At 72.4% G+C, this 19,296-nt stretch carries 17 protein-coding genes and 3 tRNA genes; 2 read left to right on the top strand and 18 right to left on the bottom strand.

The window, feature by feature from the left end; translation table 11 throughout:
• Positions 1–33: 33 nt before the first annotated feature.
• From ACFYX3_RS12985 to ACFYX3_RS12945, 9 genes are all read right to left on the bottom strand, one after another.
• Positions 34–1,296, bottom strand: coding sequence for an MFS transporter (locus tag ACFYX3_RS12985; RefSeq protein ID WP_389011931.1), 1,263 nt, complete (start codon positions 1,294–1,296; stop codon positions 34–36).
• Positions 1,297–1,301: 5 nt separating this feature from the next.
• Positions 1,302–1,922: a winged helix-turn-helix domain-containing protein gene (locus tag ACFYX3_RS12980; protein WP_389011929.1), complete on the bottom strand. Its 621-nt coding sequence runs from the start codon at positions 1,920–1,922 to the stop codon at positions 1,302–1,304.
• Between the two features lie 129 nt (positions 1,923–2,051).
• Positions 2,052–4,538, bottom strand: a complete 2,487-nt coding sequence (locus tag ACFYX3_RS12975; protein WP_389011926.1) for a ComEC/Rec2 family competence protein — start codon at positions 4,536–4,538, stop codon at positions 2,052–2,054.
• Positions 4,535–5,215, bottom strand: coding sequence for a helix-hairpin-helix domain-containing protein (locus ACFYX3_RS12970; RefSeq protein ID WP_389011923.1), 681 nt, complete (start codon positions 5,213–5,215; stop codon positions 4,535–4,537). Before ACFYX3_RS12970 ends, ACFYX3_RS12975 begins: the two co-directional genes overlap by 4 nt.
• Positions 5,216–5,639: 424 nt before the next feature.
• A complete protein-coding gene (locus tag ACFYX3_RS12965) occupies positions 5,640–6,485 on the bottom strand; it encodes a DegV family protein (protein ID WP_382661337.1) in 846 nt (281 codons plus the stop codon).
• A 184-nt stretch (positions 6,486–6,669) separates the two neighbouring features.
• Positions 6,670–7,425 carry a hypothetical protein gene (locus ACFYX3_RS12960; RefSeq protein ID WP_389011920.1) on the bottom strand — a complete coding sequence of 252 codons (756 nt, stop codon included), beginning with the start codon at positions 7,423–7,425 and terminating at the stop codon, positions 6,670–6,672.
• A gap of 122 nt (positions 7,426–7,547) precedes the next feature.
• Entirely contained in the window at positions 7,548–10,421 is a 2,874-nt protein-coding gene (leuS, locus tag ACFYX3_RS12955) for a leucine--tRNA ligase (RefSeq protein ID WP_389011917.1), read from the bottom strand.
• A 270-nt stretch (positions 10,422–10,691) separates the two neighbouring features.
• Positions 10,692–10,764: transfer RNA gene (locus ACFYX3_RS12950), tRNA-Ala, on the bottom strand.
• A gap of 73 nt (positions 10,765–10,837) precedes the next feature.
• A tRNA-Ala gene (locus tag ACFYX3_RS12945) sits at positions 10,838–10,910 on the bottom strand.
• 122 nt (positions 10,911–11,032) lie between these two features.
• Between ACFYX3_RS12945 and ACFYX3_RS12940 the strand changes: the two genes are divergently transcribed.
• Complete coding sequence (locus ACFYX3_RS12940) at positions 11,033–12,253, top strand: glycosyltransferase 87 family protein (RefSeq protein ID WP_389011914.1); 1,221 nt, start codon at positions 11,033–11,035, stop codon at positions 12,251–12,253.
• On the opposite strand, the gene ACFYX3_RS12935 is transcribed toward ACFYX3_RS12940, so the two are convergent.
• Together ACFYX3_RS12935 and ACFYX3_RS12930 are read right to left on the bottom strand one after the other, a co-directional pair.
• Positions 12,232–12,465: a hypothetical protein gene (locus ACFYX3_RS12935; RefSeq protein ID WP_015033559.1), complete on the bottom strand. Its 234-nt coding sequence runs from the start codon at positions 12,463–12,465 to the stop codon at positions 12,232–12,234. The two genes, ACFYX3_RS12940 and ACFYX3_RS12935, sit on opposite strands and share 22 nt — an antisense overlap.
• Positions 12,466–12,602: 137 nt before the next feature.
• The gene (locus ACFYX3_RS12930) at positions 12,603–14,036 is read right to left on the bottom strand and encodes an MFS transporter (protein ID WP_389011911.1); all 1,434 of its coding nucleotides are present in this window, start codon (positions 14,034–14,036) and stop codon (positions 12,603–12,605) included.
• 101 nt (positions 14,037–14,137) lie between these two features.
• Between ACFYX3_RS12930 and ACFYX3_RS12925 the strand changes: the two genes are divergently transcribed.
• On the top strand, positions 14,138–15,001 hold the full coding sequence (locus ACFYX3_RS12925) for a helix-turn-helix transcriptional regulator (protein WP_389011908.1): 864 nt from the start codon (positions 14,138–14,140) through the stop codon (positions 14,999–15,001).
• A gap of 61 nt (positions 15,002–15,062) precedes the next feature.
• On the opposite strand, the gene ACFYX3_RS12920 is transcribed toward ACFYX3_RS12925, so the two are convergent.
• The 7 genes from ACFYX3_RS12920 to ACFYX3_RS12890 all read right to left on the bottom strand — a co-directional run bounded on the left by ACFYX3_RS12920 (position 15,063) and on the right by ACFYX3_RS12890 (position 19,286).
• Positions 15,063–15,135, bottom strand: a tRNA-Ala gene (locus ACFYX3_RS12920).
• A gap of 104 nt (positions 15,136–15,239) precedes the next feature.
• Positions 15,240–15,893 (bottom strand): histidine phosphatase family protein, encoded by a 654-nt coding sequence (locus ACFYX3_RS12915; protein ID WP_389012382.1) that lies wholly within the window; start codon positions 15,891–15,893, stop codon positions 15,240–15,242.
• Positions 15,890–16,354 carry a ribosome silencing factor gene (gene rsfS, locus ACFYX3_RS12910; protein WP_376590508.1) on the bottom strand — a complete coding sequence of 155 codons (465 nt, stop codon included), beginning with the start codon at positions 16,352–16,354 and terminating at the stop codon, positions 15,890–15,892. Before rsfS ends, ACFYX3_RS12915 begins: the two co-directional genes overlap by 4 nt.
• An 84-nt stretch (positions 16,355–16,438) precedes the next feature.
• A complete protein-coding gene (locus ACFYX3_RS12905) occupies positions 16,439–18,151 on the bottom strand; it encodes an LCP family protein (RefSeq protein ID WP_389011904.1) in 1,713 nt (570 codons plus the stop codon).
• Positions 18,152–18,170: 19 nt separating this feature from the next.
• The gene (gene nadD / locus ACFYX3_RS12900; protein ID WP_376590512.1) at positions 18,171–18,791 is read right to left on the bottom strand and encodes a nicotinate-nucleotide adenylyltransferase; all 621 of its coding nucleotides are present in this window, start codon (positions 18,789–18,791) and stop codon (positions 18,171–18,173) included.
• Between the two features lie 52 nt (positions 18,792–18,843).
• Positions 18,844–19,005, bottom strand: a complete 162-nt coding sequence (locus ACFYX3_RS12895; RefSeq protein ID WP_376590514.1) for a hypothetical protein — start codon at positions 19,003–19,005, stop codon at positions 18,844–18,846.
• 83 nt (positions 19,006–19,088) lie between these two features.
• Positions 19,089–19,286, bottom strand: coding sequence for a hypothetical protein (locus ACFYX3_RS12890; RefSeq protein ID WP_389011899.1), 198 nt, complete (start codon positions 19,284–19,286; stop codon positions 19,089–19,091).
• Positions 19,287–19,296: the final 10 nt, after the last annotated feature.

The raw sequence follows: 19,296 nt of genomic DNA, 5'->3' as shown, positions 1-19,296 counted from the left end.
CTCCTCTCTGATCCACATCTCATCCCGAATTCGCTAGGCGACGGGCACGGACTCCCCGTCCTCCACGGGCAGTTCCCGCATCCGGGGCAGTGGCGAGGGCAACAGCCAGAGCACGGCGAGGACGGCCCCGGCGGTGGCGATCCACAGCGTGGGCCGCAGCCCGATCGCGGTGCCGAGCAGACCACCGGTGAACGCGCCGAGCGGCCGGAAGCCGTGGTTGAGCGTGCGGAAGGCACCCATGACCCTCGCTCGCACGGCGTCGGGTATCGCCGCCATCTGGAACGATCCCGCGGCGACGTCCACGATCATCACCCCGGCGCAGGAGAGGAACTCCGCGACGAAGAGCACGCCCACCACCAGCGGAAGCGGCCCGCCCGCCAGGGGCACCAGGAGCAGCGGCGTCGTGAACCCGAGGAAGCCGACGACGAGCGAGCCCCCGATCCCCATGCGCCGCACGACCGCTCCACTTCCCAGCGCGCCGAGGAGGCCGCCGACGGCTCCCGCCGCGAGCACGAGGCCGAGCAGGCCCGCGTCGATGCCGAGTCCGGTGGTGGCGTAGAGCACGAAGAGGGTGCTGAACATGAAGTTGAAGAACTGGACCGTGCCGGAGGCGGCGAAGAGGGCGCGCATCGAACGGTCCCTGATCACCCAGCGCAGCCCCTCGGTGAAGTGCCCCTTGGCCACGGGCGCCGGCGCGGGTTCGACCGGCTTGATCCGGGCCAGGTACCCGGCCGACACCAGATAGGTGAGGGCGTCCGCGACGAGCGCGAAGGGCGCGGTGAGGAGCTGCACGAGCACTCCCCCGATCCCGGGCCCGGCGAGCCAGGCCATCGAACGGCTGCCGTTGACCAGCGAGTTCGCCTGGACGTACCGCTCCCCGGGGACGAGCGCGACGAACAGCGTGACGTTGCAGACCTCGAAGAGCACGGTGAGCGCGCCGATCCCGAAGGCCACCGCGTACAGCTGACCGAGCGTCAGCGCGTCCAGCGCGTAGGCGACGGGGAGGGAGAGCACCAGCGCCACCCGCCCCAGGTCGGCCGCGATCATGGCGCGCCTGCGGCTGCTCTGCCGGTCGGCCCAGGCGCCGAGCGGCAGGTTGAGCAGGAGGGCCGGCAGGAGTTCGGCGGTCTTGAGCAGGCCCATCTCCGTGGCGTCGGCGCCGAGGACCAGGACGGCCGCGAGCGGGATCGCGATGAGCGAGATCTGGTCCCCGGCGAGGGAGATGGTCTGCCCGGTCCAGTAGCGGCGGAAGGTCCGCTCGCGCAGCAGCGCCGGCATCCGTTCCACGAGGGCCATCTCGGTCACTCCTCTTCGCTGTCGGGGATGTCCTGGTCCAGGTAGGCGATCCGCAGGATGCTGACGGGCCGGGCGTCCTCGGGCCTGAGGGACGGGTCGGTCGCCCGCGCCTCGTAGGGCCGGAGCAGTTCGTCGATCCGCTCGCCGAGGCCGGCCAGTTCCTCGGCGGTGAGGTGGAGCACGGAGTCGCCGAACTGCTCGGCTTCCCGCCACTCCGCCGGCAGCCGGTGCCGCTTCTCCATGGCACGGGTGACGCGCTCGAAGTACCGCTCGACGACGGCGGCGCTCAGCGCGTCGGCCGCCTCGGCGACCGTCGCGTCCTCGCTGTGCTCCGGCCACTCGGTGTACCGGGCCGTCGCCCGCCAGGGCTTCTCCCGCCCCCGCCCGCCGGGCGCCTCCTCCACCAGTCCGTACTTGGCGAGTATCCGCAGGTGGTACGAGCAGCTGGCCACGGATTCGCCGGTCAGTTCGGCGGCCCTTGTGGCCGTGAAGGGCCCACTGGTGCGCAGGAGCCCGACCAGGGACATCCGCAGCGGATGGGCGTAGGCCCGCAGGGCGCGCGGGTCGGTGAGTCGGATGCTGCGGGGCTGCTCTCCCCCGGACTGCGGTTCGCTGATCTCCGGCATGAAGAAAAGGTATCTTTAGAAAGACTTCTTTACAAGGATTTCTTTACAAGCGCCTCCGGCAACCTCACCCTCCTCCTCCGGGCACTTTCGGGGCCGCCTCCTCCTTCTCCCGGCGCTTTCGGGGCCGCCTCACCCTCCTCCCGGCACGGCCACGAGCCCGGCCCCCGCCCCCACCACCGCGACGGCCCCGTCCTGATCGGTCCGCAGCACCCGCGCGCCGCCCGCCCGCAGCGCTTCCAGCGTCCGGGGCGAGGGATGCCCGTACGGGTTGTCGCGGCCCGCCGACACCAGCGCGAGCCTCGGTCGCACCGCCTCCATCAGGCCCGGGTCCTGGTGCGCGGAACCGTGATGGGCGACCTTCAGCACGTCCACCGGCCCAAGCCCGGGATGCAACCGCGCCAGCGCCCGCTGGGCCGGCGGTTCGAGGTCCCCCAGGAGCAGCAGCCTCAGCCCTCCGGCGGTACGGACGAGCAACGTGACACTGGCGTCGTTCGGCCCGCCGTCGGACGCCTCCGGGACCGCGGCCCCTCCGACACCGGCCCACGGCCAGAGAACCCGCCACTCCAGGCCCCCGATCCTCCGCCGCTCCCCCGGCCCCGCACGGACCAGCGGCACCCCGGCGGCGGCCGCGGTCCGCCGCACGAACGCGGCCTGGGCAGGCGGCTCTTCGAGCCCCGTGGTCTGGATCGCACCCACCGACCTCCCCTTCAGCACCCCGGGAAGCCCGGCCACATGGTCCGCGTGGAAATGGGTGAGCACCAGCAACGGCACCCTCCGCACCCCGAGTTCACGCAGACAGCGGTCCACCGGCACCGGGTCGGGTCCCGCGTCCACCACGACGGCGGAGTCCTCGCCCGCCGCGAGCACCGTCGCGTCCCCCTGCCCCACCTGGCACATCGCGAACACCCAGCCCGGCGGCGGCCACCCCGTCGTCCACCTGGCGAGCGGCGCCGGCCGCACCACCACGAGCAGGAGCACCCCCGCGACGATCACACCGACCGCACCCCGGTACGGCAGCCTCCGCACGCCGAGGACCAACAGAACCGTGAGCAGCGCCAAGGCGAGCCCACCCCACCAGCCGCCGGGCCAGGTCAGCTCGGCCCCCGGCAGTGCCGCGCCCGTACGGGCCACCCGCGCGAGCCACCCGGCCGGCCATCCCGCCACCCACGCAAGGCCCTCCGCGGCCGGCATCCACACCGCTGCCAGGGCCAGCGTGGCGAACCCGCACACCGTCGCCGGCGCCACCGCGAGTTCGGCGAAGAGGTTCGCCGGGACGGCGACCAGACTCACCCGGGCGGCGAACACCACCACGACCGGCGCGCACACCGCCTGCGCCGCCAGGGCCGCGCCCAGCGCCTCCGCCGGCCCGCCGGGCACCCGGCGCCGCCGCAGCGCCTCGCTCCAGCGCGGAGCGATCGTCAGCAGCGCCCCGGTCGCCAGGACCGAGAGCAGGAAGCCGTAACTGCGCGCGAGCCAGGGGTCGTAGAGCACGAGGACGAGCACGGCGGCGGCCAGCGCGGGGATCAGCGATCTCCTGCGTCCCGTACCGATCGCGAGCAGCGCGACCAGACCGCAGGCCGCGGCACGCAGCACGCTCGGGTCCGGCCGGCAGACGATCACGAACGCGAGCGTCAGTCCTCCTCCGGCCAGCGCCGTGACCCGCAGCGACAACCCGATCCGCGGCGCGAGCCCGCCCCTCTCCACCTGGTGCGCCCGCCCGGGCCTCCCGATGAGCAGAAGCAGGACCAACGTCAGATTGCTGCCGGACACTGCCAGGAGGTGGGTGAGATCGGTCGCCTCGAACGCGTCCCGCAGCTCGGGGCCGACCCGGGAGGTGTCCCCGACGACCAGTCCCGGCAGCAGAGCCCGCGCGTCCGGATCGAGCTTGTCGGTCGCCCTGCGCAGCCCGGCGCGCAGATCCCCCGCCGTCCGTTGCAGGGTGCTCGGCGGGCCGACGATCCGTGGTGGCCCCGCTCCGTCGACCTTCGCCACCGCCGCGAAGGGCTCCCCCGGTCGCAGCGGCGGCGCGAGCCGGGCGCCGACCTGCAGCCGGGTGGTGGGGAGGAGCCGCAACCACTCCTCCCGCCCCTTTCCCGACGGCACGATCAGCAGGACCGGCGTCCGGGTCCGGTGCACCGAACCGTCCGACCGCTCGACGCGGGTCACCTCGCCGTCCAGGACGATCGACACCGGCGCCATCGCGTTGCCCCGGACCTTGGGCCGGGTGAGCCGGGGGTCGGAGGTCACGGCCACTTCAAGCCGCGCCCGCGCGTACTCCCGCGCAAGCTCCGGCACGGGCCCCCGCCGCAGATCCGCCGCGTGCAGCCCCGCCGAGGCGGCTCCGGCCGCCGCACAGAGCAGGACCCCGGCCCAGGCCGTCGCCCGTAATCGCCACCCGGGTGTGGCCCCTGGTGCGGCGGCTCCGGAACCGCCGTCCAGGCCGCGCCGCCGCCGGACCGACGCCCACACCAGCAGAAGCACGGCCCCCACCAGGCACACCGTGACGCCTGCGACCGTCCACCACCCGGTGACGCCCACGGCACAGGCCGCCGCCGCCCAGACCGCCGCCGCGAGGGGAACGAGCCGGAGGTCGGCCGGCCCCTCGTCGTCCTTCATGGCCGGACCAGCGGTTCGAGATCGGCGAACCGACGCTCGCCGATGCCGTTTACCTCCCGCAGCTCCCCTACCGACCGGAAACCGCCGTGCTCCGTCCGGTGGTCGACGATGTGCTGTGCGAGCACGGGGCCCACACCGGGCAGGCCGTCGAGCTGTTCCGCCGTGGCCGTGTTGAGGCTCAACGGCACCCCCGTGCCACCGGTCCCGGCGCCGCCGGGACCCGCCCCGCCCGCCGGCATCCCCGGCACGCCGACCAGGACCTGCTCGCCGTCGAACAGGACGCGGGCCCGGTTCACCCCCGTGAGGTCCGCGCCGGGCTCCGCGCCACCCGCCGCCCGCAGGGCATCCGCCACTCGCGAGCCGGCCGGCAGGGTCAGCACCCCGGGCCTGCGCACCTTGCCGCCGATGTCGACGACGACCCGCGCCCCGGAAGCCCCGGCCCCTGGCACCGGTGCCTTTCCCGGCTCGGGCTTCGTCGCGGGCGCGGCGGGCATGGGGGCAGCGGCCCGGACGAGTTCGGGAGCGCGCACCGGCTCCGGCCGCCCGGTCCAGAAGTACCCGCCCGCGAGGCCCGCCGCCAGGAGCAGCACCACCGTCAGCGCGGCCAGCGCCCTCGGTTCGAGCCCGCACCTGGTCTGCACCCACACCGGGGCCCGGTCGCGGAGCAGCGCGGCCACCCTCGCCCGTACCCCCGGCGGGGAACCCCGCTCCGGCGCCTCCGGCACTTCACGGACATCCGGCGCCTCCTGAATCTCCGGCGAAGGCAATGGCACCGGCACCCGCACCGGTGGTGTCACCCCCGGGAACAGTGCGTCCCCCCGCCGGCGCACGGCACCCCCGGGCACCGCGGAAGCCCGCCCGACCCGGGCCCGTGTCCTGGCGCGCCCGTCCGACCCGAGCGCCCGTCCGGGCCCGCTCGTCGGGGCACCCGCCCTGCCCGAGGTCGTGGAGGTGGTCGCTGCGATACGTGTACGAAGAGTCATGTCCGTGACGGTAGAGATCACGGACGGCCCGTGCGGAGCGCAGTCGTCTTCCGTGGACAGACGCTCCGCTGTGGAAAACCCCGTCACCCGTGTGGGGGACGGAAGGGACCTGGCTGTCTCAGCGCGGCGAGACGACGACCGCGAGGAGACCCGGTCCCGTGTGGGCGCCGATGACCGCCCCCACCTCGCTGACCTGGAGTTCCTCGATTCCCGGGACGCGCTCCCTGAGCCGGTCCGCGAGCGCGGCGGCTCGCTCCGGTGCGGAGAGGTGGTGCACGGCGATGTCGACGGAGCCGGAGCCGGCCCGGTCCACGGCGATCTCCTCCAGGCGCGCGATGGCCTTCGAGGCCGTCCGTACCTTCTCCCGGAGTTCGATCCGCCCGGCGTCGAGTTCGAGGAGCGGCTTCACCGCGAGCGCCGAACCGAGCAGCGCCTGCGCGGTCCCGATGCGCCCGCCCCTGCGCAGGTAGTCCAGGGTGTCGACGTAGAAGTAGGCGGAGGTCCCCGCGGCACGCTTCTCGGCCGCCGCGACCGCCTCGTCGAGGGAACCGCCGGCCTCCGCGACCTCCGCCGCGGCGAGCGCGCAGAAGCCCAGGGCCATGCCCATCATGCGGGTGTCCACCACCCGTACGGGCACGGGGGCGTCCTTGGCCGCGAGCACGGCGGCGTCGTAGGTCCCGGAGACCTCCGCGGACAGATGGAGCGAGACGATGCCCTTCGCGCCCGCCTCGGCGGCCTCGCGGTAGGCCTCGGCGAAGACCTCGGGGCTCGGCCGCGAGGTGGTGACGGGCCGGCGCTTCTGCAAGGCCTCGGCAAGGGCCTTCGCCGAGATCTCGGTGCCCTCCTCGAGGGCACGGTCGCCGATGACGACGGTCAGCGGGACCGTGGTGATGGCGTGCCGCTCCCTCGTCTGGCGTGGCAGGTAGGCCGTGGAATCGGTGACGATCGCGACATGCCGGGACATGAGCGGGAGGTTACCCGCCGGGGCCACCGCACGGCAGCCCGGCCCCCCTCACCGAACACCCGCTCGCACCCCGCAGGACCGGCCCGGGGACTCCGGGCCCCTCACCAGGCGCTTGTCCGTCCCTCGGGCACGGCCTCTCCCCGGGACGCCCACCCGCGCCCCGCCCCGGCTTCGCCTGCGGCCGTCAGGTCGTGGTCTCCGGGCGGGCCGACTTCTCCCACGGGTAGGCGGTGCGCCGGGGATCGGGTCCCGTGATCGCGGACCGCTCTCCACCGGCCCCGGGGGCCGTCTCGCGGCCGGGGCCGGCGGGCTGTCCCCAGCCGTCGGCCGTCGCCGCGTCCGCCGCCCCGGTCCCGGGTCCGGCCGCCCTGGTCGTTCCCTGCGTGGCCTCCGTACGCGTCCAGTGGCGCAGGGCACCGGCCTCGACGTCGATCTGGGCACTGAGCGTCGACAGGTCGTCCTCGGCGAACTTCACCGCCCGGTCCCGGGCGGCGCGACGCAGCGCGTCGGCCGAGCCCGTGATCCGCTCGGTCCGCGCGGCGAGCTCGGGCAGCTGGCCGGCCACCCAGGCCCGGTCGGGCTCGCGCTCCATGCGCTTGAGGTCCGCGTCCAGTTCGAGTCCGTGGGCGCTGAGCCGGTGGAACAGGTCGAGCGACTCCTTCAGGGAGGCGTCCTCGCCTACGCCCGCCTGCAGCGCCTCCTGGGTGGCGCGCATCGAGGTGCGCAGCGACAGCCGCAGTCGGGCCAGCTCGCTCGCGGTCCCGGCCTGGCCGAGGCTCTTGGCGCGCAGCGTGGTGTCCTCGACCGTGCGCCGGGCCTGGTCGATGGTGCGGTCGACCCCGCGCTTGGCGGCCTTCGCGACCTTCACGGTGACGAACACCCCGAGCGCCACGAAGGACAAGAAGAGCAGCGCCATGATCGTGATAATCGTGGCTTCCATGTGCGCCCCTCCGGCTCCGTCGAATTCCCACGGCTGTGGTTCTTCCACGTTAAACGGAACGGGCAGGCCGCGGGTTCCTTCGGAACCCCCAACCTGCCCGTAGGGGAAACCCCTATGTGCCGCTAGCCGGCGACGATGTTCACCAGCTTCGGCGCGCGCACGATCACCTTGCGGATCTCCGCGCCGCCCAGCGCCGCGACCACGTGCGGGTCGGCCAGCGCCAGCGTCTCCAGCTCCGCGTCGGTGATCGACGGGGAGACCTCCAGGCGGGCCTTGACCTTGCCCTTGATCTGCACGACGCAGGTCACGGTCTCGTCGACGACGTACGCCGGGTCGGCGACCGGGAAGTCCTGGTGGACGACCGAGGCGGTGTGGCCCAGCTTGCGCCACAGCTCCTCGGCGATGTGCGGGGCCAGCGGGGCGACCAGCAGCACCAGCTGCTCGGCGACCGGCCGGGAGATCGCGCCACCCGACTTGGTCAGGTGGTTGTTCAGCTCGGTGATCTTGGCGATGGCGGTGTTGAAGCGCATCGCGGCCATGTCCGGGGCGACGCCGTCGATCGCCTTGTGCAGGGCACGCAGCGTGTCCTCGTCGGGCGCGGTGTCGACGACGGTGACCTCGCCGGTCGCCTCGTCGACGATGTTGCGCCACAGCCGCTGCAGCAGCCGGTACTGGCCGACCACCGCGCGCGTGTCCCAGGGGCGCGACACGTCCAGGGGGCCCATCGCCATCTCGTACAGGCGCAGGGTGTCGGCGCCGTACTCGGAGCAGATCTCGTCCGGCGTGACCGCGTTCTTCAGGGACTTGCCCATCTTGCCCAGGACGCGGCTGACCTTCTCGCCCTGGTAGTAGAACGCGCCGTCCCGCTCCTCGACCTCGGCGGCCGGCACGGCGATCCCGCGCGCGTCCCGGTAGACGAAGGCCTGGATCATGCCCTGGTTGTACAGCTTGTGGAACGGCTCGGCCGAGGAGATGTGGCCCAGGTCGAACAGCATCTTCGACCAGAAGCGCGCGTACAGCAGGTGCAGCACGGCGTGCTCGGCGCCGCCGACGTACAGGTCGACGCCACCGGTCGGCATGCCCTCGCGGGGGCCCATCCAGTACTGCTCGACGGCGGGGTCGACCAGCTTCTCGGCGTTGTGCGGGTCCAGGTAGCGCAGCTCGTACCAGCAGGAGCCGGCCCAGTTGGGCATGGTGTTGGTCTCGCGCCGGTAGCGGCGCGGACCGCGGCCGTCGCCCAGGTCCAGGGTGACGTTGACCCAGTCCTCGTTGCGGGACAGCGGGGTCTCCGGCTGGGTGTCCGCGTCGTCGGGGTCGAAGGTGCGCGGCGAGTAGTCCTCGACCTCCGGCAGCTCCAGGGGCAGCATCGACTCGGGCAGCGAGTGGGCGACGCCGTCCTCGTCGTAGACGATCGGGAAGGGCTCGCCCCAGTACCGCTGGCGGCTGAACAGCCAGTCGCGCAGACGGAAGTTGACGGTGCCCTCGCCGATGCCGCGGTCGGACAGCCAGGTGGTGATCTTCGCCTTGGCGTCGACGACGCCCAGGCCGTCCAGGGAGATCTCGTCGTTGGCCGAGTTCACCAGCTTCGCCTCGTACGAGGAGAAGGCGTCGTCCCAGGTCGACGGGTCGGTGCCGCGGTCGTCGCTCGGCTCCACGACGCAGCGCATCGGCAGCTCGAAGGCGCGCGCGAAGGCGAAGTCGCGGCTGTCGTGCGCCGGGACGGCCATGATCGCGCCGGTGCCGTAGCCCATCAGGACGTAGTCGGCGATGAAGACCGGGACCTTGGCGCCGCTGACCGGGTTGGTCGCGTACGCGCCGGTGAAGACGCCGGTCTTGTCCTTGGCCTCGGCCTGGCGCTCGACGTCGGACTTCGAGGCGGCCTGCTTGCGGTAGGCGTCGACGGCCTCGGAGGGGGTGGCGTGGCCGCCGGTCCACACCTCGTGGGTGCCCTCGGGCCAGGCGGCCGGGACGATCTTCTCGACCAGGTCGTGCTCGGGCGCCAGGACCATGTAAGTGGCGCCGAACAGGGTGTCCTGGCGGGTGGTGAAGACCGTGATGGCACCGGTGTCGCCGACCTGGAAGTCGACGCGGGCGCCCTCGGAGCGGCCGATCCAGTTCCGCTGCTGCAGCTTGATGGCCTCGGGCCAGTCCAGCGCGTCCAGGTCGTCCAGCAGGCGGTCCGCGTAGGCGGTGATCCGCATGTTCCACTGGCGCAGCTTGGCCTTGAAGACCGGGAAGTTGCCGCGCTCGGAGCGGCCGTCGGCGGTGACCTCCTCGTTGGCCAGGACGGTGCCCAGGCCGGGGCACCAGTTGACCGGCGCGTCGGAGGCGTACGCCAGGCGGTACTCGCCCAGGACCTCGGAGCGCTCGACGGCGGTCAGCTCGCTCCACGCGCGCGTGCCGGGGACCTCACGGGTGCCGTTCTCGAACTGCTCGATCAGCTCGGCGATCGGCCGGGCCTTCTTGGCCTCGTCGTCGTACCAGGAGTTGAAGATCTGCAGGAAGATCCACTGGGTCCACTTGTAGTACTCCGGGTCGATCGTGGCGAACGACCGGCGCTTGTCGTGGCCCAGGCCCAGCCGGCGCAGCTGGACCTTCATGTTCTCCATGTTGGCCTCGGTGGACACACGCGGGTGCGTGCCCGTCTGCACGGCGTACTGCTCGGCCGGCAGGCCGAAGGCGTCGAAGCCCAGGGTGTGCAGCACGTTGTGGCCGGTCATGCGCGCGTGGCGGGCGAAGACGTCCGTGGCGATGTAGCCCAGCGGGTGGCCGACGTGCAGGCCCGCACCCGAGGGGTACGGGAACATGTCCATGATGAACTTCTTGGGCAGGGCGGCGACCGCGGGGTCGCCCGCCAGGTCACCGGTGGGGTTCGGCGCCTCGTAGGTGCCCTCGGCGTCCCAGAAGTCCTGCCAGCGTGCCTCGATGTCGGCGGCCATGGCCGCCGTGTAGCGATGAGGGGCCGCCGTCTCGGCGGCCGTCGTGATCTCGGTCATGGTCCTTGATGCTCCATCGATCGTCTCTGCCCACTGCCACGAATGCCCGAAATGAAAAATCCCCTCGCACAGGAGGGGATGCCGCGCCGACTCCGACGGGATGCTCTGTCACCCGTCGGCACTGGTCAGCGCGGCTCGGTAAGCAGGAGGCGTACGGCACGCATGGCGCCAGGGTACCGCAGGGCCCGAGCGGGCCGCACCGGCGTTCCACGGAGCGGGAGAACACGAAGAAGCGGGTCACCCTGATCGGGGTGACCCGCTTCTCTTCTGTGGAGCTAAGGAGAATTGAACTCCTGACCTCCTGCATGCCATGCAGGCGCTCTACCAACTGAGCTATAGCCCCGCGTACGGGAATGTTCGTTATCACCGCAGAATCGGCACGAGCCATCCGGTCCGGATGGCTCGGTTCCGATCTGTGGAGCTAAGGAGAATTGAACTCCTGACCTCCTGCATGCCATGCAGGCGCTCTACCAACTGAGCTATAGCCCCTTGATTCGTCGTCCCGGCTTCGATCTCGCTCGCGGCGACGGACAGAACAGTAACGGGCCGCCCGGCAGATCGCCAAATCGGTTTCTCCGACCCGTCCGGGGCCCCGGGTAGGGTCGCCGACTGTGTCCGTCTCCGTGCTCTCCCGAACCCGCGCCCGGCCGTGGCCCCTGGCCACCGCCGCGGCGGTCTGCCTGCTCTCGTTCACGGCCTTCTGGGTGGCGCAACGCCTCGCCCACGTGAACATGCTCGACGTCATGGTCTACCGGGCGGAGGGCGAGACGGTCCGGGCCGGCGGCGACCTGTACGCGATGCGCGCGACCTCGGCGAACCTCGGCATGACCTACCCGCCGTTCGCGGCGCTGCTGTTCGTCCCGCTGACGCTGGTGGGCGTTCCGCTGATGCGGACGCTGACGACGGCGGGGAACCTGCTCCTGGTGGTCGCCCTCGTGCAGCTGTCGCTCCAGCTGATCCGCCCCTCGCTGTCCCGTACGGACCTGTGGCGCACGACGCTGTGGGTCGCCGCCGTCGTGGTCTGGTGCGAGCCGGTGTGGACGACCCTGCGGTACGGCCAGATCAACCTGCTCATAGCCGTGGCCGTGCTCTGGGACCTCACGCGCCGCGAGGGCAGCCGCTGGGCCGGCCTGGGCATCGGCCTGGCGACCGCGGTGAAACTCACACCGGGACTCTTCGTGGTCCTGCTGCTCGCCGCGGGCCTGCTGCTGTGGCGCCGGGACCGGGGCATGAACCAGTGGCTGCGCACGGCGCTGACGGCGACCGGGGTGTTCCTCGGGACGACGCTGGCCGTGGCCGTCGCCCTGCCCGCGGACTCCAAGCGGTTCTGGACGCAGACCCTGTTCGAGACCGGCCGGGTCGGCTTCGCCGAGGAGACCGCCAACCAGTCGATCCGCGGGGTCCTGGCCCGGCTGATGCACACGGACGACCCGGGCATGTGGTGGGCGATGACCGCGGCCGTCCTGGGCGGCGCGGCGATGGTGCTCGCGGTACGGGCGGCGGTGCGCGGCGACAAGGCGGTGGCCGTGGTCGTCTGCGCGTTCACGGCGCTGATGATCAGCCCGATCTCGTGGTCCCACCACTGGGTCTGGTGCGTGCCCCTGCTGATCCTGCTCGCGGACCGCGCCACGCGCGCGTGGCCGGTGACGGGGGCGGTGGCGCTGGCCTTCGCCTCGTTCGCGCTGTGGTGGGTCCCGCACGACCCGGGCCGCCCCGAACTGGACCAGAACGCGGGGCAGATGCTGCTGTCGGCGATCTACCCGCTGACGGCGACGGCGCTGTTCGTGGGATACGCGTGGACGCTGCGGCGTCAGGCCGTGGCGAAGGAGTAGAACCGCTTGAGGGTGCAGTGCTCGTCGAGGAGCCGGCCGTAGATCGGCTCCCCCTCGAGCTCGCGGTACGTCTCGATGGGGTCGCCTTTTATGATCAGCGCCCGCGCGCACTCCTCGCACCAGTACTGGAACCCCGGATTGACGGGATCCATGTCGCGCACGATGGGCGTACCACTGCCGCACCAGTCGCACTTCCGCCTGTGTGCACCCATCAATCAGCTCCAGCTGTGGCCGCAGGCCGTGCACCCATAGGACACCCTGCCGTTGTCGCCGAGCACTTGGGTCACCCTCCCGTCCGGATCCTCGTCCCCCTCCGGCCGTCCGATTCTGCCATGGCCACGCAAGCGGGTCAGCGTGATCGTCGCGGCAGTCCCGCCACGGCGCCCACCGCGGACGCGGCGGCCAGGGCGAGGGCGGTCGCCCACAGCGCGTCGGCGGACCGCTGAGCTCCGGAACCCGCATAACGGCCGAGGAAGAGGGTGCCGAACGTGGCGACGCCGACGAGCTGCCCGAGCTGGGTGACAGTGGCGAGCAGTCCGCTGGCGTCGGCCGCGTCCTCGGGACGTACGGTGGCCAGCGCCCCGGTCAGGGCCGGGCTGAAGGCCAGCGAGATCCCGGCGCCGACCGCGCCCAGGGCCGGGTAGAGCCCCCAGCCCCCGGTGCCGCCGTCCCGGAGCAGCCCGCCGACGGCGAGGAGCGCCGCGGCCGCGAGCACGAATCCGGCCGGGACCAGCGCGCGGTGCAGTCGGGCGGGCCAGCGCCGCCAGGTCAGTCCGACGGTGCCGAAGACGGCGGCGGCGGGGCCGAAGGTGAGTCCGGCGCGCAGGGCGCTGTGGCCGAGCCCGCCCTGCAGGTGCAGGGTGAAGGTGAACAGGAAGCCGGCGTTGACGCCCATCGCCACGGTGATCCAGAGGGCGGCCCGCCCGATGCCCGGGATGCGCAGCACGCGCGGGGCGATCAGCGGGGCGCCGCCGCGCCGGGCGAGCCGGGACTCGTAGACGCCGAAGACCGCGGCGAGCACCAGGGAGCCGCCGAGGGAGAGCCAGGTCCACAGCGGCCAGTCCTGCTCCTGACCGAGGACGAGGGGAACGGTCAGCAGGGACACGGCGGCGGCGAGCAGGAGCAGACCGGGCAGGTCGAGGGCACGCGCACGCGTGGACCCGGCGCGGGCGTCCCGGGGCAGCACCCGGGCGCCGAGGGCGAGCAGCGCGATCCCGATGGGGACGTTGACGAGGAAGACGGGCCGCCAGCCGGTGCCGAAGAGGTCGGCGCTCACCAGGACGCCGCCGACGACCTGCCCGGCGGCCGCTCCGGTGGCCAGGACCGCGGAGTAGGCGCTGAGGGCCCGGACCCGGCGCTCGCCGGTGAAATTGCGCTGGATGAGGCTCAGCACCTGAGGGATCATCAGGGCGGATCCCGCGCCCTGCACCAGCCGGAAGGCGATCAACTGGCCGGCGTCCGCGGCGAGTCCGCAGGCGAGCGAGGCCGCGGTGAACACGGCCAGGCCGCCGAGGTAGGCCCGGCGGTGGCCGATCAGGTCGCCGAGCCGGGCCCCGGTGATCAGCAGCACCGCGTAGGTGATCGTGTATCCGGCGATGACCAGTTGGAGCGCCCCTCCGGACGCGGAGAGCTCGGACCGGATCGTGGGGGCGGCCACGTTGACGATGAAGACGTCGAGGAGCGCCATGAACTGGGCGGCGAGCACCACTCCGAGGAGCAGTCCGGGGCGGGTGTCGGTGGCAGGGTCTTTACTGGGTGCGGGACGTGTCGTGGTCGAGGTCATGCGTCGAGCGTGACCGCGATCGGATACGGGTAACGAGAGCCCGCCGATGCTGGTACTGACACCACCTGGCAACGGCGGCACGGGGACTCGACCATGGGGGTGTGACGATTGTGGCAGCGCTACCGACGCAGCGACGGCGACGACCGGAACTGGCCGCGTTCCTGCGCAGCCGCCGGGCCAGGGTGTCCCCGGAGGACGTGGGGATGCCGCCGGGCCTCCGCCGGCGCACGCCGGGGCTGCGCCGCGAGGAGGTCGCCCAGCTCTCCGGCGTCGGCGTCACCTGGTACACGTGGCTGGAGCAGGGCCGGCCGATCAACGCCTCCGCGCAGGTCCTCGACGCGGTGGCCCGCACCCTCCGGCTCGACCGGCCGGAGCGCGAGCACCTCTACCACCTCGCCGAAGTGCCGTACGCCCCCGACAGATCGGCCCCGGACATACCGGAGGTCAGCCCGGAGCTCCAGGGGATCCTCGACGCCCTGGACCCGCTCCCGGCGGTGCTCTACAACGCGCGGTACGACGTACTGGCGACCAACATCCTGTACGAGCGGCTCCTGATGCAGGGCGGACAGGGCCTGGACACCGGCCCGTTCGGCATACGCAACGTGCTCTGGGCGCTGTTCAGCGTCCCGGCGCCCCAGTGCCCGGTGGTCGACCGGAAGCGGGAGCTGCCGCTGATGGTGGCCCAGCTGCGGGGCGCGTACGGCCGGCATGTGGGCGAGCCCGACTGGGAGGAGTTCGTACGACGTCTCGCGGAGGTCAGCCCGGAGTTCGCCCGGCTGTGGAGCAGCGGTGACGTGGTCCCCCCGGGGACGCGGGTGAAGACGTTCCGGCACGGGCTTCTCGGCGAGGTCCGGCTGACCTCGGTCTCCCTCTCGGTCAACGGGATGCCGGAGTGCCGGATCGTGACGTACACACCGTGCGACGAGGAGAGCCGTCAGGGGATCGAGTTCCTGCGGTCCATGTGACCGGACAGCTGACGGAACGACGGATCCCGCCCCCCTGACGGGGGACGGGATCCGGTGACTGTGGAGCTAAGGAGAATTGAACTCCTGACCTCCTGCATGCCATGCAGGCGCTCTACCAACTGAGCTATAGCCCCTTGTGTTCTTCGTGTTCCTCGCGCTGCGCGCTCCGAACAAGAAGAACTCTAGCCTGTGACCTGCCGGAAAGTGAAATCCAGGTCCGGCAGGCCGGTCGCGGGGCTCAGTCGTCGTCGCCGAGGACCGGCTCGGGCAGCGTGCCGGCGTTGTGCTCGAGCAGGCGCCAGCCTCGTGCGCCCTCGCCGAGCACCGACCAGCAGCAGTTGGAGAGCCCGCCCAGGCTCTCCCAGTGCCGGGCCTCCAGGCCCAGGAGCCGGCCGATGGTGGTGCGGATGGTGCCGCCGTGGCTGACCACGACGAGCGTGCCGTCCTCGGGGAGCTTGTCGGCGTGCTCCAGGACCACCGGGGCGGCCCGGTCGGCCACCTCGGTCTCGAGCTCGCCGCCGCCCCGGCGCACGGGCTCGCCGCGCTTCCAGGCGGCGTACTGCTCGCCGTACCGCGCGACGATCTCGTCGTGGGTCAGCCCCTGCCACTCCCCCGCGTACGTCTCGCGCAGGGCGGAGTCGTGGGCGACGTCGTGGCCGGTGATCGCCGAGAGCTCGGCAGCGGTGGCCGCCGCCCGCTTCAGGTCGGAGGCCACGATGGCGTCCGGCTTGAGCGCGGCGAGCAGCCGGGCGGCCCGGCGCGCCTGGGCGACGCCGGTCTCCGTCAGCTCGATGTCGGTCGAGCCCTGGAAGCGGCGCTCCAGGTTCCAGGCGGTCTGGCCGTGACGCCAGAGGACGATGCGGCGGCCTCTGCCGCCCTTGGCGGCGCTCAGCTCAGCTCACCGTCCGGTCCCTCGGGAAGGCCCGAGCCGGCCTCGATGTCGGCGCCGGTCAGGGCGGCGTGCTCGGCGGCCTTGCCTCGGGTGTTCAGGGCGTCCTCGGGCAGGTCGAGCTCGGGGCAGTCCTTCCACAGCCGCTCCAGGGCGTAGAAGACCCGCTCCTCGCTGTGCTGGACGTGGACGACGATGTCGACGTAGTCCAGGAGGATCCAGCGCGCGTCGCGGTCGCCCTCACGGCGGACCGGCTTGGCGCCGAGCTCCTTGAGCAGCCGCTCCTCGATCTCGTCGACGATCGACTTGACCTGGCGGTCGTTGGGCGCGGAGGCGAGCAGGAAGGCGTCGGTGATCGACAGCACGTCGCTGACGTCGTACGCGATGATGTCGTGCGCGAGCCGGTCGGCGGCCGCCTGGGCGGCGGTCTTGACGAGCTCGATGGAACGGTCCGTGGCGGTCACAAGCAGGCTTTCGTCGGCGGTCCAGTACCCCTCCAGGGTCTCACGGACCGCCGACGACCCCGTCGGCGTTTTCCGGGGCGCCCCTTACCGGGCCGCCGGGACCTTGTAGTCCTGGCCCAGGACCACGGTGACCGCGATCGTTCCCGAGGGCTTGCCCTTGGCGACCGAGGAGGCGGGCAGCCCCAGGGTCTTGGACACCTCGACCGCCGTCTCCTTCTGGGCGTCGTCGCCGTAGAGGACCTGCGATTCCGACCGGGTCTCCGCGTCGGCGCCGCCCACGAAGGTGAAGCCGCCGTTGATCAGGGCGATCCGGGCCGCCTCCGCGGCCTTCTTGCCGGAACCGTCCCGCAGCGAGACCCGGGGCACGTCGCCCGCCTCGGGGGCGGTGACCTTGCCGCCCAGGATGTCCTTCACCACGCTGTCGCTCGCGCCCTCGGTCAGCGCGCCGTCCTGCCCCACCGGGAGCAGGGCCGTCTTGTAGTCGCCGATCTTGGCGTGCTCGGCGAGCTTGGCCAGGGAAGCGGCGAGGTCCTTCTCCGGGAGCGAGGGGTCGAGGATCTGCTGGAGGGTCTCGATGGTGACCGTGGCCGCCTCGGGGTCGCTGGAGAACTTGCGCAGCACCCCGTACATGACCGCGCCGAAGCGCTGGAGCTGCTTGGCCTCGGCCTCGCCGGGCGCCCGGTAGGTGGCGTAGGCGACGGCGGCGCGGCCGTTCAGCGTCTGCCTCTCGCCCTTCCGGACGAGCGGTTCGGCGCCCTTCTTGGTGTCGGGGACGTCCGTGTCGGTGTCGATCTCGATGCCGCTGACGGACTCGACGAGGTTCTCCAGGTACGGGGTGTCGAGCCGCCAGGTTCCGGCGATCTTCGCCCCGAGCAGGTTGCCGATCGCCTCCCTGGTGCCGCTGGAGCCGTCCTCCTCGACGGACTTCCCGAGGGTGGTCGCGGCGCCCTCCTCGTCGGCGACGACGACGGAGTTGGGCACGAGGACCGTGGTGCCCTGGCGGGTGGTGGTGTTGTCCACGAGCAGGGCGGTGGAGGTGGTGCCGCGCTTGAGGTCGTGGAGGTGGACGACGATCGTGTCGCGCTGCTGCGGGCCGGTCGCGGCGTTCCCCGCCTTCTGCTCCGGGTCGGACGAGCCGGGGAACAGGCCCGCGGACCAGAGGTAGCCGACGCCGCCGGCGACGGCGAGCACGAGGACGACGACGAGCGCGACGACCCGGTTGCGGCCGCGCCGCCTGGCCTCCTCGCGCCGCTCGGAGCGGCTCTCGGTGAACTTGAGCCAGTCGATGACGTCCTCGGAGTCCTCGTCGGGCTCCTCGATGAACGAGAACTGCTCCGTGCGGTACGCGCGGTCGTCCTCGTCCCGCCGCGGCGGGGCGGACCGCTCGGACGCGGGGCGCTGGCCGGGGACTCCGGCGGGCGCCGCGACCGGGGCGGGCGGCGCCGCGGGGGCCGCCGGCGCGGCCTGGACGGGGGTCTGCGCGGGCGCGGCGGGGGCGGGCTCGGCCTGGGCGGCCCACTGCTGGCCGGTGTCGTAGGCCGGGTAGGCGTAGCCCTGCTGCCCGTAGGGGTCGTACTGCGGGGGCTGGACGGGTTCCGGGGCGGAGGGCTGCTGGGCGTACGGGTCGTAGCCGTAGCCCTGCTGCGGCTGCTGCTGCCCGCCGTACGGGTCGTAGTGCTGTGCGGGCGCCTGCTGCTGTGCCTGCGGCTGCTGGTACACCGGCTGCCCGTACTGGTCGTAGCCGATGATCTGCGGCTGCGGATAGTACGGGTCGTACGGGTGCTGCTGATCGGTCACCGGTGCCCCTCCCCGAAGGTCACTCGCCGCGGTACAGCTGGCGCTTGTCGATGTAGCGCACCACGCCGTCCGGGACCAGGTACCAGACGGGATCGCCCTGCGCGACCCTCGCCCTGCAGTCGGTGGAGGAGATGGCGAGCGCGGGGATCTCGACGAGCGAGACCCCGCCCTTGGGCAGTCCGTCGTCGGTGAGGTCGTGGCCCGGCCGGGTGACGCCGATGAAGTGGGCGAGCGAGAAGAGCTCCTCGGCGTCGCGCCAGGTGAGGATCTGCGACAGCGCGTCGGCCCCGGTGATGAAGAACAGGTCCGAGTCGCTGTTGAGAGACCGCAGGTCCCGCAGGGTGTCGATGGTGTACGTCGCGCCGCCGCGGTCGATGTCGATCCGGCTCACGGAGAACTGCGGGTTGGACGCCGTGGCGATGACCGTCATCAGATAACGGTCCTCGGCCGCCGAGACGACCTTGTGGGTCTTCTGCCACGGCTCTCCGGTCGGCACGAACACCACCTCGTCGAGGTGGAACAGGGCGGCGACCTCGCTGGCCGCCACCAGGTGTCCGTGATGGATCGGGTCGAAGGTTCCGCCCATCACGCCGAGTCGGCGCTTCGCGCGCCCGCCAGTAGGCATTTCCTGCTCTCCCATGCGTGCAGAGCCTACTGGCACGGCGGCGGACGCCGGATCAGCGGTCTCCGGTTCAGCGGTCGCGGTTGAAGCGGGTGGTGATCCACAGCAGCAGAAGCAGGGTGCCGAAGGCACCGAAGCCGGTGAGGTAGGGGCTGAGGCTGTCGTGGTTGCCGCCGTGCTCGGCACCCTCGGCGAGGGTGACCAGGTGGGCGGCGGTGCTGTGGAGACTCATCGTCGGCAGACCTATCGATCGGGGATGGGAGCGGAGACTTCGCGCACATCGTATGCGGGCGGTCGCCGAGCGCTCACGCCGACTCAGGCGTTGGCGTCGCGGTCCGTGCCGCCGCCGTCGGCGTCGTCCGTGCCGTCGCTGCGATAGCCCCGCAGCAGGAACCAGGCGAGCAGGGCTCCGCCCACGATCGAGACGAGCAGCAGGATGCGGAGCGTGTCTCCCGGCCCCTGCTGTGCGGCGGCCGCGAGCAGCGTGGCTGCGGTGTCGACGGTGTCCGGCATGTCGGTCGTG

The sequence above is a fragment of the Streptomyces sp. NPDC002463 genome, from assembly GCF_042889835.1.
Classification (GTDB): domain Bacteria; phylum Actinomycetota; class Actinomycetes; order Streptomycetales; family Streptomycetaceae; genus Streptomyces; species Streptomyces nymphaeiformis.
This window is presented reverse-complemented; position numbering and strand designations above follow the sequence as displayed.